The organism is Streptomyces sp. NPDC088812, assembly GCF_044750285.1.
In the GTDB taxonomy this organism is placed as follows: domain Bacteria; phylum Actinomycetota; class Actinomycetes; order Streptomycetales; family Streptomycetaceae; genus Streptomyces.
Genome location: NZ_JBIVJP010000013.1, coordinates 137803 through 150073, shown reverse-complemented (window position 1 = coordinate 150073; position 12271 = coordinate 137803). Strand labels below are relative to the sequence as shown.

The following is a 12271-nucleotide window of genomic DNA, read 5'->3' as shown; positions in this document are numbered from 1 at the left end:
CGGAACCGCAGGTCCCGGGCCACCGGGACGATCCCGCGGACCGGGTCAGGCGTACAGTTCCCGCAGGCGTACCGAGAGGCACGTCACACAGCCCTCGAGTTTCTCGAACTCGCTGATGTCGACCACGACCGGCTCGTACCCGAGGTCGGCGAGCAGGCCGGCCGTCCGCGGCGCGCTCGCCGCCATCAGCACCTTGGGGCCGCCCAGCAGCACCACGTGGGCGCCGGCCTCCTCGGGCACCGACAGAAAGCGCGGGAACAGCGACGGCCGGTCCACCTTCGGGATGTGGCCGATCACCGTGCCGTCGGGCAGCGCGGTCACCGCCGACTTCAGGTGCAGCACCTTGCTCACCGGTACGGCCACGACCCGCGCCCCCAGCGGCTCGAAGGCCTCCCGCACCTGCTGGACGCCGGCCGCGTTGGTCCGGCCGCCGCGGCCGACGTAGATCGTGTCGCCGACCTTCAGCACGTCACCGCCGTCCAGGGTGCCCGGCTCCCAGATCCAGTTGACCGAGCAGCCGAGCCGGGCCACGGCCTCCTCGACGCCGGGGGTCTCCGCGCGCCGGGACTCCGCGCCGGACCGCGCGATCAGGGCGACGTTCCGGTACATGACGACCGTGTCCTCCACGAACACGGAGTCGGGGCAGTCGTCGGCCGGGTCGACCTCGAGGGTCTCCCAGCCGTGCGCCCGCAGGGCCTCGGCGTACGCCTCCCACTGCTCCTCGGCCAGCCCGACGTCGACCGTCTCCCGCTCGAGGTGCGTCACCAGGCCTTCGGCGAGGCGCGGGCCGGGGCGGCGGATGAGGGCCTTCTTGCTGGGCACGTCCAGATCTTTCGCATCGGTGGTGAGGTCAGGGCCGTCCCTGACCGGCGCCCCTGACGCGGCGCCGGTCAGCCATCATGCAGGGCCGGTCCACCGGGACGAAATCCTCGTTACCGGCCTGTGCCCCTCCTGAGACCCGTGCGTCTACCCGGAATCCGCCCTGAGACCCCCGCGTCTACGCGGGATCCGCCAGCTCCTCCGCGGACGTCTCCCGCAGCTCCCCGTCCAGCAGCAGCCAGCGGGTGATGCCGATCGACTCCAGGAACGGCAGGTCGTGACTGGCCACGACCAGCGCCCCCTCGTACGACGCGAGGGCCGTGGTGAGCTGGCGCACGCTCGCCATGTCGAGGTTGTTCGTCGGCTCGTCCAGCATCAGCAGCTGGGGTGCCGGCTCGGCGAGCATCAGGGCGGCCAGGGTGGCCCTGAACCGCTCCCCGCCGGAGAGCGTCGCCGCCTTCCGGTCGGCGCGCGCGCCGCGGAACAGGAAGCGGGCCAGCCGGGCGCGGATCCGGTTGCCGGTGGCGTCGGGCGCGAACCGGGCCACGTTCTCGGCGACCGTCAGCTCGCCGTCCAGGACGTCCAGGCGCTGCGGCAGGAACCGCAGCGGCACGTGTGCGCCCACCTCGCCCGACAGCGGCGCCAGCTCCCCGGCGATGGTCCGCAGCAGCGTGGTCTTGCCCGCCCCGTTGCGTCCGACCAGCGCGACCCGCTCGGGCCCGCGCAGGTCGAAGCCGCCCGCCACGCGCGCACCGTACGCCAGGTGCACGTCCCGCAGCGTCAGCACCTCGCGCCCGGGAGGTACGGCCGTGTACGGCAGGTCGACGCGGATCTCGTCGTCGTCGCGTACGGCGTCCACGGCCTCGTCGAGCCGCTCCCTGGCCTCGGCGAGCCTCTCCTCGTGCAGGATGCGGTGCTTGCCCGCGGACTCCTGGGCCGCGCGCTTGCGCGCCCCCATGACGATCTTCGGTTCGCGCTTGCTGTCCGCCATCTTCTGGCCGTACCGCTTGCGGCGGGCCAGTTTGACCTGGGCGTCGGCCAGTTCGCGTCGCTGCTTGCGCAGGTCGGCCTCCGCGACGCGCACCATCCGCTCGGCGGCCTCCTGCCCGGTGGCGAGGGCCTCCTCGTAGGCGGAGAAGTTGCCGCCGTACCAGGTGACCTCGCCGGCGTGCAGGTCGGCGATCTGGTCGACGAGCTCCAGCAGGCCGCGGTCGTGGCTGACCACGACCAGCACGCCCGGCCAGGACGACACGGCCGCGTACAGCCGGCGGCGGGCGTACAGGTCGAGGTTGTTGGTGGGTTCGTCGAGCAGCAGGACGTCCGGGCGGCGCAGCAGCAGCGCGGCCAGCCGCAGCAGCACCGACTCGCCGCCCGACACCTCGCCGATGGTGCGGTCCAGGTCGACGTGGCCGAGTCCGAGCTCGCCGAGGGCGGCCAGGGCGCGCTCCTCTACGTCCCAGTCGTCGCCGACGGTCTCGAAGTGCTCCTCGGACACGTCACCGTCCTCGATGGCGTGCAGCGCGGCCCGCTGTGCGGCGATGCCGAGGGCTTCGTCGACGCGGAGGGAGGTGTCGAGGGTGACGTTCTGCGGGAGGTACCCGACCTCGCCGGCGACGCGGACGGTGCCGTGGGCGGGGGCGAGTTCCCCGGCGATCAGCTTCAACAGGGTGGACTTGCCGGAGCCGTTGGCTCCGACGAGTCCGGTGCGGCCGGGGCCGAAGGCGACGTCGAGCCCCTCGAAGACGGCGGTGCCGTCCGGCCAGGCGAAGGAGAGGGAGGAACAGGTGGCGGAAACGGACAAGTGGGCCTCGCGGTTGCGTGTGCGGTCAGGGCAACGCGTATCGAGACACCAGGGGGCGACCACTGCGGAGCGGGTTGCGCGGGCCCACAGGGAGCCCTGCTGCGCAAGGACGGCTCGGACGGCCGAGGTCGCACGCGACGCCCACCCCTCTCGCGGGTGTGGCGCGGTGTCTCAGGACCTCAGACGAGCAACGTCCTTCTCCAATCGGCGGCAACAGAAGCGTTCCACACCGTAGGAGCGGGCCGCGAAGGCTGTCAACGCATTAATCACGCGTCCCGCACCGCGTCGGTCACGCGTCCCGCATCAGCTCCGCCAGGCCGTGGTCGAGGTCGAGCTGGAGGTGCTCCCGGCCGGCCGGCACCAGGTCGCTCGTGGCTCGCAGGAAGCGCCGGATCTCCGACGAGTGCACATGGATCACCGCGGTGCCCTCGGGCGCGCGGAACTCCAGGACCGTGCGGTCGTAGCCGTAGGGGCGGACGCGGACGTCGCCGTGTCCCTCGGCGTCGTGGAGGCCGGCGGCGAGCAGGTCGCGGGCGAAGGTCCAGCAGACGTCCACGCCCTCCAGGGTGGCCGGGGCCGGGAAGGTCATACGGACCGCGAAGGGATCGCGTCGGTCGTAGTGCAGCGTGGCGGGGATGTTCGGCATCCGGGGCGCGGCGGCGACCAGGCGGGCCTCGACGGGCTGCTCGATGACGGTGGACAACGCCTTGCTCCCTCGTGACGGCGGGACGAAACTTCCGGGACGGTGGGCCGGACACTGGAAGAGACGCCGGAACCGACCGATCGTGCGCACGGAATGCGAGTGACCTCGGTCACCGCCTTTCATGCACGGCAGTGACCGACTTCTCCTCCCGTGCCCCTCAGGGCGGTTGAGGCCCGTGGGGCGGGGCGCGGCGCACGGGACCCCCGGTGGGCGAACGGTGACGGCGGTGGGGGAACATCCGCGGACCCGGGGCCGGTCGGCGCGCCGTTTCGGGGTACCCGTCGGGAGCAGGCGAAAGGAGTGAGCGCACATGCCACGCGGTTCCAGCCCCAAGCGGGAGCGCCAGTACGAGCACATCAAGAAGAGTGCGCAGGACCGGGGGGAGAGCACCGACCGGGCGAAGGAGATCGCCGCCCGCACGGTGAACAAGGAACGCGCCCGGTCCGGTGAGTCGAAGACCGCCAGCCGCACCTCCACGCAGGACATGTCGTCCGGCAGGCGCGGCGGCCAGCGGTCCGGCAAGGGCTCGCAGGGGCCCACGTACGACCAGCTGTACGAGGAGGCCAAGCGGCGCAACATCCACGGCCGTTCGGACATGAACAAGAGCCAGCTCCAGCGGGCCCTGGGCAAGGACTGACCCGGCCGCCCGGCGGCACCGTTCGCGGGCCGGTCCCCGGGAGCCGTACGCTCGTCCTCACCATGACGACCGTACGCATTCCGGCGGGCTGGCCCGCGAACGACGCCGAGGCCCGCGCCGTGCAGGACGAACTGCGGGCGAGGGTGGTGCTGGACGAGCCGGGCCCCGCGCCCGGCACGGGCCGGGTGACGGGCGTCGACGTCGCCTACGACGACGCGCTCGACGTCGTGGCGGCGGCGGCCGTCGTGCTGGACGCGGCGAGCCTCGACGTCGTGGCCGAGGCCACGGCCGTCGGACGGATCTCCTTCCCGTACGTGCCCGGCCTGCTCGCCTTCCGTGAGATCCCCACCGTCCTCGCCGCCCTCGACGCCCTGCCCTGCGAGCCGGGCCTGGTCGTCTGCGACGGCTACGGCCTCGCCCACCCCCGCCGCTTCGGCCTCGCCAGCCACCTCGGGGTCCTCACCGGCCTGCCCACGATCGGCGTCGCCAAGAACCCGTTCACCTTCACGTACGACGACCCGGACGCCCCGAGGGGGTCCGGGTCGCCGCTGCTGGCGGGCGGCGAGGAGGTGGGCCGTGCGCTCAGGACCCGCCAGGACGTGAAGCCGGTCTTCGTGTCCGTCGGCCACCGCGTCGCCCTGGACAACGCCTGCGCCCACACCCTCGCGCTCACCCCCCGGTTCCGCCTGCCGGAGACGACCCGCAGGGCGGACGCGCTGTGCCGCCGGGCCCTACTGGAGGCGACGACACGCTCCTGACCGGCTGGATCCGGCAGCCGGCCACCTGACCCGAGTGCCTGGTCGTGCGGCCCAGCCTGAGTACCCGCCCTGAGTACCCGCCCTGAGTATCTGATCTGAGTATCTGATCTGAGTACATGTACGGATGCGGGCCCGGCCGCCGCCCGGCAGGCTGGCCCGCATGACCACGCACCGTGCCCCGCAGCCCCTCACCGATCCCGACCGGCCCGTCGAACGCGCCGTGAACGCCGCACTGGTCCTCGCCACCCTGGCGGGGCTGGCCTGGATCGTCGGGATGATCTACACGCTGGTGGAGTGGCCGGTCTAGGACGAGTTCAGGGCGGGTCCAGGACTGTTTCGAGGACCGCGGGAACCGCCGGTCCAGGAGCGTCCGGCCGAGTTCCGCTCAGCGGCTCGCGGCCACCCGGAAGCGGATGCCCGCGGCGCGCAGCCGTCCGGTCAGCGCGTCGCCCATCGCCACCGCGGGGGTGACCTGGCCGGCCGTCTCCGGGAGGTCGTCGAAGGACAGGGCGAGCGCCGCCTCGGCGAACATCTTCGCCGTCTCGTCGTAGCCCGGGTCGCCGCCCGAGACCTCGGTGCAGACCCGCCGGCCGACGCCCTCGCCCACGAACCGGACGGAGAACCGGCTGCGCGCCCGCCTCTCGGCGCTCGGCCCCTCCCCGGGCTTCAGCCGGTCCGACAGCGCGCGCCGCACCGGCGGCAGTTGGGCGGCGGCGAACAGCGCCCCGACGGCCGCGGTGCCGCCCACGGCGACCGGCAGCCGTCGTACCGCCGCGTAGTGCCGGTAGCGGAAGTCGGGGCCGTAGCGCTCCAGCGCCGTGGCGGACCGGCGCACGATCTGCGGGTCGATGGTCGGCAGGGGCAGCGCCCACGCGCCGACCTCCGGGGCGAACCGGGGCGCCCCCAGCGGTGCCGTCGCCCTGCGGCCCATCAGCCGCGGTTCGTGACGGTGCCGCTCCCGCGCGGCGGCCACGATGTGCCGGCCGCGGGCGAACTGGCCCAGCGCGGAGGCGAGCGTGCCGCCCGAGAAGGAGGCGTCGACGGTCACGTAGCCGTCCACGGTCAGCGGCACGCCCTCGGGCAGGTGCTCGACGGTGAAGTGCACGCCCAGGTCGTGCGGGACGGAGTCGAAGCCGCACGCGTGCACCAGCCGCGCCCCCGTCTCCCGCGCGCGTGCGTCGTACCGGACGTACATGAGGTCCACGAACTCCGGCTCACCCGTCAGGTCGACGTAGTCGGCACCGGTGTCCGCGCAGGCCGCCACCAGGTCCTCGCCGTGGCGCACGTACGGGCCGACCGTCGTCGCCACCACGCGCGCGTGCTCGGCGAGGGCGCGCAGCGAGGCCGGGTCGGACACGTCCGCCCGCAGGACCGCGGGCCGCACGTCGCCGGGGAGCGCGTCGCGCAGCCGCCGCAGCTTCGTGTCGTCGCGGCCCGCGATCGCCCAGCGCAGGTCCGCCGGCGCGTGGGCCGCAAGGTACTCCGCGGTGAGCGTCCCGACGAAGCCCGTGGCCCCGAAGAGCACGATGTCGTACGGACGGTCCGTCCTTCTTATCCTGCCCATGACACCCCTTGGTCGTGCAGCACGCGCCGCTGTCGGTGGCTGAGGCTAGCGTGGCTCACAGCGCGGCCGGACGGCGGCTGAGCGGAACCCCGCGTCCCGGCCTAGACTGGCCAAGCGCTTGCTCGCCCGTTCCCGCGCGTCTTGTGCCCACTGGAACACGTTCCTAGCATCAGTGGTGTTACATCGGTTGTGTCACAGCAAGGGGGCTGGATGACAACGGCACGCACGGCGGGGACGGCCCACACGCCCGGCCCGACGGACGCCACCGGCCCGGCGGACGCCACCGGCCCGGCCGGTGCCGTCCGCGCGCCCGGAGCCGTTCCCGCGCCCGGTACGGGCGGCACCGCCGGTCACGGCCCGCTGGCCGGAGTGCGGGTGGTCGAACTGGCCGGCATCGGGCCCGGCCCCTTCGCGGCCATGCTCCTGGCCGACCTCGGCGCCGACGTCGTCCGCGTGGACCGCCCCGGCGGCCCCACCCTCGGCATCGACCCGGCGCACGACCTCACCAACCGCAACAAGCGTTCCGTGATCGTCGACCTCAAGGCCCCGGACGGGCCCGCCCGCGTGCTCGACCTCGCCGCCCGCGCCGACGTGCTGATCGAGGGCAACCGCCCCGGCGTCGCCGAGCGCCTCGGCGTCGGACCCGACGCCTGCCACGCCCGCAACCCCCGGCTGGTCTACGGCCGGATGACCGGCTGGGGCCAGGACGGCCCGCTCGCCCACCGCGCCGGCCACGACGTCGCCTACATCGCCGTCACCGGCACCCTCGGCATGATCGGCGCCCCGGACGCGCCCCCGGCCGTCCCCGCCAACCTCCTCGGCGACTACGCCGGCGGCTCCCTCTACCTCGTCGTCGGCATCCTCGCCGCCCTGCACCACGCGCGCGCGACAGGCACCGGCCAGGTCGTCGACGCCGCCATCGTCGACGGCGCCGCCCACCTCTCCACCATGATCCACGGCATGCTCGCCGCCGGCGGCTGGCAGGACCGCCGCGGAGTCAACCTCCTGGACGGCGGCTGCCCGTACTACGGCACCTACGAGACCGCCGACGGCGGGCACATCGCCGTCGGTGCCCTGGAACCCCGCTTCTACGACGAGTTCGTACGGCTGCTGGGGCTCGACGGCTTCACCGACGCCCGCACGGACCCGTCCCGCTGGGACGAGCTGGGCAAGGCGGTCGCGGCCCGCTTCTCGTCCCGGACCCGGGACGAGTGGACGGCCGTCTTCGCCGCCTCCGACGCGTGCGTGGCGCCCGTGCTGTCGCTGCGCGAGGCACCCCACCACCCGCACCTCACCGCCCGCGCCACCTTCACCGACCACGGCGGCATCACCCAGCCCGCGCCCGCCCCCCGCTTCTCCGCCACCCCCACCGCCGTCCGCGGCGGTCCCGCGCGGCCCGGCGCCGACACGGCCGGCGTGGCGCGCGACTGGGACGCCCCCCGGCTCCTGACCGACCCCCCGCAGGGCGACTGACCCCGCTCGGCCCACCCACCCCGAAAGGCTTGCCAGTGAGCACCGAAGCGTACGTGTACGACGCGATCCGCACCCCGCGCGGCCGCGGCAAGGCGAACGGCGCCCTGCACGGGACGAAGCCCATCGACCTCGTCGTCGGCCTCATCCACGAGCTGCGCGACCGCTTCCCCGGCCTGGACCCCGCCGCCGTCGACGACATCGTCCTCGGCGTCGTCGGCCCCGTCGGCGACCAGGGCTCCGACATCGCGCGGATCGCCGCGCTCGCCGCCGGCCTTCCGGACACGGTGGCGGGCGTGCAGGAGAACCGCTTCTGCGCGTCGGGCCTGGAGGCCGTCAACCTGGCCGCCGCCAAGGTCCGCGCGGGCTGGGAGGACCTCGTCCTGGCCGGCGGTGTGGAGTCGATGTCCCGGGTGCCCATGGCCTCCGACGGCGGTGCCTGGTTCAACGACCCCATGACCAACCTCGCCGTGAACTTCGTGCCGCAGGGGATCGGCGCCGACCTCATCGCCACCATCGAGGGCTTCTCCCGGCGCGACGTGGACGAGTACGCGGCCCTCTCCCAGGAACGGGCGGCCACGGCCGTCAAGGACGGCCGCTTCGACCGCTCGGTCGTCCCGGTGAAGGACCGCAGCGGCCTGATCGTCCTCGACCACGACGAGCACCCGCGCCCCGGCACCACCGCCGACTCCCTGGCGAAGCTGAAGCCCTCCTTCGCCGACATCGGCGAGCTGGGCGGCTTCGACGCCGTCGCCCTCCAGCAGTACCACTGGGTGGAGCGGATCGACCACGTCCACCACGCCGGCAACTCCTCCGGCATCGTCGACGGCGCCTCGCTCGTCGCCATCGGCTCGAAGGAGACCGGCGAGCGGTACGGGCTCACCCCGCGCGCGCGGATCGTCTCCGCCGCCGTCTCCGGATCCGAGCCCACCATCATGCTCACCGGCCCGGCCCCCGCCACCCGCAAGGCCCTCGCCAAGGCCGGCCTGACCATCGACGACATCGACCTCGTCGAGATCAACGAGGCCTTCGCGGCGGTCGTGCTGCGCTTCGCGAAGGACATGGGCCTGTCCCTGGACAAGGTCAACGTCAACGGCGGCGCCATCGCCCTCGGCCACCCCCTCGGCGCCACCGGCGCCATGATCCTCGGCACGCTCGTCGACGAACTGGAGCGCCAGGACAAGCGCTACGGCCTCGCCACGCTGTGCGTGGGCGGCGGCATGGGCGTCGCGACGATCGTTGAGCGCGTCTGACCACCCCGGCGGAACCCCACGACTTCTACGGAGACCTGTCATGACACAGAGCACCACCATCCGCTGGGAACAGGACCGCACCGGCCTCGTCACCCTCGTCCTCGACGACCCCGACCAGTCCGCGAACACCATGAACGCGGCGTTCCGCGCCTCGCTCGCGGCGGTCACCGACCGGCTGGAGGCCGAGAAGGACACCGTCCGGGGTGTCGTCATCACCTCCGCGAAGAAGACCTTCTTCGCCGGCGGCGACCTGCGCGACCTGATCCGCGTCACCCCGGAGACCGCCCAGGAGCTGTTCGACGGCGGCCTGGAGATCAAGCGTCACCTGCGCCGCATCGAGACCCTCGGCAAGCCCGTCGTCGCCGCCCTCAACGGCGCGGCCCTCGGCGGCGGCTACGAACTCGCCCTCGCCTGCCACCACCGCGTCGCCCTCGACGCGCCCGGCTCGAAGATCGGCCTGCCCGAGGTCACCCTCGGCCTGCTCCCCGGAGGCGGCGGCGTCGTGCGCACCGTCCGCCTGCTCGGCATCGCCGACGCCCTCCTCAAGGTCCTCCTCCAGGGCACCCAGTACAGCCCGCACCGCGCCCTGGAGAACGGCCTGGTCCACGAGGTCGCCGCCACCGAGGAGGAGATGCTGGCCAAGGCCCGCGCCTTCATCGACGCCCACCCCGAGTCGCAGCAGCCCTGGGACAGGCCGGGCTACCGGATCCCTGGCGGCACCCCGTCGAACCCCAAGTTCGCGGCGAACCTGCCCGCCTTCCCCGCCACCCTGCGCAAACAGACGGGCGGCGCCCCCTACCCGGCCCCGCGGGGCATCCTGGCCGCCGCCGTCGAGGGCGCCCAGGTCGACTTCGAGACCGCGCAGGTCGTCGAGGCCCGCTACTTCGTGGAGCTGGCCGCGGGCCAGACCTCCAAGAACATGATCCAGGCCTTCTTCTTCGACCTCCAGGCCGTCAACTCCGGTGCCAACCGCCCGCAGGGCGTCGAACCCCGCCAGGTCCGCAGGGTCGCCGTCCTCGGCGCCGGGATGATGGGCGCCGGCATCGCCTACTCCTGCGCCCGCGCGGGCATCGACGTCGTCCTCAAGGACGTCTCCCTGGAAGCCGCCGTCAAGGGCAAGGGCTACTCCGAGAAACTGTGCGCCAAGGCCGTCTCCCGGGGCCGCACCACCCAGGAGAGGGCGGACGCGCTGCTCGACCGCATCACGCCCACCGCGGACCCGCAGGACCTGGCCGGCTGCGACGCCGTCATCGAGGCGGTGTTCGAGGACACGTCCCTGAAGCACAAGGTGTTCCAGGAGATCGAGCACATCGTCGCGCCGGACGCCCTGCTGTGCTCCAACACCTCCACCCTGCCCATCACCGTGCTCGCCGAGGGGGTCGAGCGCCAGGGCGACTTCATCGGGCTGCACTTCTTCTCACCCGTCGACAAGATGCCGCTCGTCGAGATCATCAGGGGGCGGGAGACCGGCGACGAGGCGCTCGCCCGCGCCTTCGACCTGGTCCGGCAGATCAAGAAGACGCCGATCGTGGTCAACGACTCGCGCGGCTTCTTCACCTCCCGGGTGATCGGCCACTTCATCAACGAGGGCGTCGCCATGGTCGGCGAGGGCATCGAGCCCGCCTCCGTCGAACAGGCCGCCGCCCAGGCCGGCTACCCGGCCAAGGTCCTCTCCCTGATGGACGAACTGACGCTCACCCTGCCCCGCAAGATCCGCAACGAGTCGAAGCGGGCCGTCGAGGAGGCGGGCGGCACCTGGCCCGGCCACCCCGCCGAAGCCGTCATCGACCGCATGGTCGACGAGTTCGGCCGCACCGGCCGCAGCGGCGGCGCCGGCTTCTACGAGTACGGGGAGGACGGCAGGCGGATCCGCCTGTGGCCGGGCCTGCGCGAACACTTCACCCGGCAGGGGGCGGAGATCCCCTTCCGGGACATGCAGGAGCGCATGCTCTTCTCCGAGGCCCTCGACACCGTGCGGCTCCTGGAGGAGGGCGTGCTGACCTCGGTCGCCGATGCCAACATCGGCTCCCTCTTCGGCATCGGCTTCCCCGGCTGGACCGGCGGTGTGCTCCAGTACGTCAACGGCTACCAGGGTGGCCTGCCCGGCTTCGTGGCCCGCGCGCGGGAACTCGCCGAGCGCTACGGCGACCGCTTCACCCCGCCCGCGCTGCTGGTGCGGAAGGCGGACGCGGGGGAGACCTTCACGGACGGCCGCTGATCCGGGCCCGCGGGCGGGCGGGGCCGGTCCCCACCCGCAGGCCGCGCGGTGGGCCCGTCCGCAGGCCGCGCGGTCCAAGGGCCCGTCCGCAGGCCGCGCGGTCCGTGGGCCCGTCCGCAGGGCCGCGGTCCGTGGGCCGTGGGCCCGCCCTCAGGCCGCGGTCCCGCCCGCGGTCAGCCGTCCGCGGGCGGCTCCCCGATCCACTCCCGCAGCTCCTCCGTGAGCGACCGCTGGAACGCCGTCAGCAGGGCCTGGACCACCAGCGGCTGCATGTGCGCCGACAGCGACCGGACCGCGCCCGCGTCGCGCTCCGGCACCTCCTCGCGCAGCAGCCGCGACAGCTCCTGGGCGGCGGTGCGCGCATGCTCCAGCAGGACGGTCCGGGCGGCGAGGATCGCCTCCGGCGACAGCGGGACGTCGAGGAGCCGGACGCCCAGCCGCAGCAGCCCGGCATCGACGCGGTACGAGCCGCCGTCGGCCCGGCCGCCGGGCCCGGCCCCCACCACGCCCATGGCACGGAGCCGGTCCACCTCCTGCTCGCCGAGCGCCCGCCCGGCCCGCCGCTCGAGCTCCTCCCGTGTCACCGTCTCCACGGTGTCCGGCGCCCACGAGGCCACCACCGCCCGGTGGACCGCGAGGTCGTGCGCGTCGAGTCCGGGCGGCAGCCGGTCCAGGTAGCGCTCGATCGCCGCCAGCGTCAGGCCCTGCTGCTGGAGCTCCGCGATCAGCGCGAGACGTGCGAGGTGCTCCGCACCGTAGTGGCCCACCCGGCGCGGACCGATCACCGGCGGCGGCAGCAGGCCCTTGGTGCTGTAGAACCGCACCGTGCGCACCGTGACCCCTGCCCGCGCGGCCAGCTCGTCGACCGTGAGGGCCGGCTCCTCGGTCTCGATCGTCATGGGCAGCAGTATCGCTGTCCCACCACCCCTGGGACACCCGCCGGGACGGCGGAGACCGCGGAGGCCGGCGCACCCCGTGTGACGGTCGTGTGAGAAGTCGCGCTCTGTGAGGTGAAGCACCGCATGAGAGGGGCTCCTCCGGGAAGCTG

The 12271-nt window shown here is 73.6% G+C and carries 11 protein-coding genes; 6 read left to right on the top strand and 5 right to left on the bottom strand.

Annotation, left to right across the window (positions count from 1 at the left end; translation table 11 throughout):
• Positions 1–45: 45 nt before the first annotated feature.
• The 3 genes from ddaH to ACIP67_RS23370 form a co-directional block, all read right to left on the bottom strand.
• Entirely contained in the window at positions 46–822 is a 777-nt protein-coding gene (ddaH, locus tag ACIP67_RS23380; RefSeq protein WP_401694247.1) for a dimethylargininase, read from the bottom strand.
• A gap of 175 nt (positions 823–997) precedes the next feature.
• A complete protein-coding gene (locus ACIP67_RS23375) occupies positions 998–2620 on the bottom strand; it encodes an ABC-F family ATP-binding cassette domain-containing protein (RefSeq protein ID WP_401694246.1) in 1623 nt (540 codons plus the stop codon).
• Between the two features lie 289 nt (positions 2621–2909).
• Positions 2910–3323 (bottom strand): SsgA family sporulation/cell division regulator, encoded by a 414-nt coding sequence (locus ACIP67_RS23370; RefSeq protein WP_401694243.1) that lies wholly within the window; start codon positions 3321–3323, stop codon positions 2910–2912.
• 310 nt (positions 3324–3633) lie between these two features.
• Here ACIP67_RS23370 and ACIP67_RS23365 point away from each other — a divergent pair, with 310 nt between their 5' ends.
• From ACIP67_RS23365 to mmpA, 3 genes are all read left to right on the top strand, one after another.
• A complete protein-coding gene (locus tag ACIP67_RS23365) occupies positions 3634–3960 on the top strand; it encodes a plasmid stabilization protein (RefSeq protein ID WP_389521779.1) in 327 nt (108 codons plus the stop codon).
• Between the two features lie 62 nt (positions 3961–4022).
• Positions 4023–4718, top strand: coding sequence for an endonuclease V (locus ACIP67_RS23360; RefSeq protein ID WP_401694241.1), 696 nt, complete (start codon positions 4023–4025; stop codon positions 4716–4718).
• Positions 4719–4878: 160 nt separating this feature from the next.
• Positions 4879–5025 carry a morphogenic membrane protein MmpA gene (gene mmpA / locus ACIP67_RS23355; RefSeq protein WP_401694239.1) on the top strand — a complete coding sequence of 49 codons (147 nt, stop codon included), beginning with the start codon at positions 4879–4881 and terminating at the stop codon, positions 5023–5025.
• Between the two features lie 78 nt (positions 5026–5103).
• On the opposite strand, the gene ACIP67_RS23350 is transcribed toward mmpA, so the two are convergent.
• Positions 5104–6282 (bottom strand): saccharopine dehydrogenase family protein, encoded by a 1179-nt coding sequence (locus ACIP67_RS23350; protein ID WP_401694238.1) that lies wholly within the window; start codon positions 6280–6282, stop codon positions 5104–5106.
• 369 nt (positions 6283–6651) lie between these two features.
• Here ACIP67_RS23350 and ACIP67_RS23345 point away from each other — a divergent pair, with 369 nt between their 5' ends.
• Genes ACIP67_RS23345 through ACIP67_RS23335 form a run of 3 tightly spaced genes read left to right on the top strand, consistent with a single transcriptional unit; the run spans position 6652 to position 11223 of the window.
• The gene (locus tag ACIP67_RS23345) at positions 6652–7755 is read left to right on the top strand and encodes a CaiB/BaiF CoA transferase family protein (RefSeq protein WP_401694387.1); all 1104 of its coding nucleotides are present in this window, start codon (positions 6652–6654) and stop codon (positions 7753–7755) included.
• 35 nt (positions 7756–7790) lie between these two features.
• Complete coding sequence (locus ACIP67_RS23340) at positions 7791–9005, top strand: acetyl-CoA C-acetyltransferase (protein WP_401694236.1); 1215 nt, start codon at positions 7791–7793, stop codon at positions 9003–9005.
• Positions 9006–9045: 40 nt separating this feature from the next.
• A complete protein-coding gene (locus tag ACIP67_RS23335) occupies positions 9046–11223 on the top strand; it encodes a 3-hydroxyacyl-CoA dehydrogenase NAD-binding domain-containing protein (protein WP_401694234.1) in 2178 nt (725 codons plus the stop codon).
• Between the two features lie 173 nt (positions 11224–11396).
• Here the strand turns inward: ACIP67_RS23335 and ACIP67_RS23330 are convergent, their stop codons facing one another.
• The gene (locus tag ACIP67_RS23330) at positions 11397–12122 is read right to left on the bottom strand and encodes a MerR family transcriptional regulator (RefSeq protein WP_401694232.1); all 726 of its coding nucleotides are present in this window, start codon (positions 12120–12122) and stop codon (positions 11397–11399) included.
• Between the last annotated feature and the right edge of the window lie 149 nt (positions 12123–12271).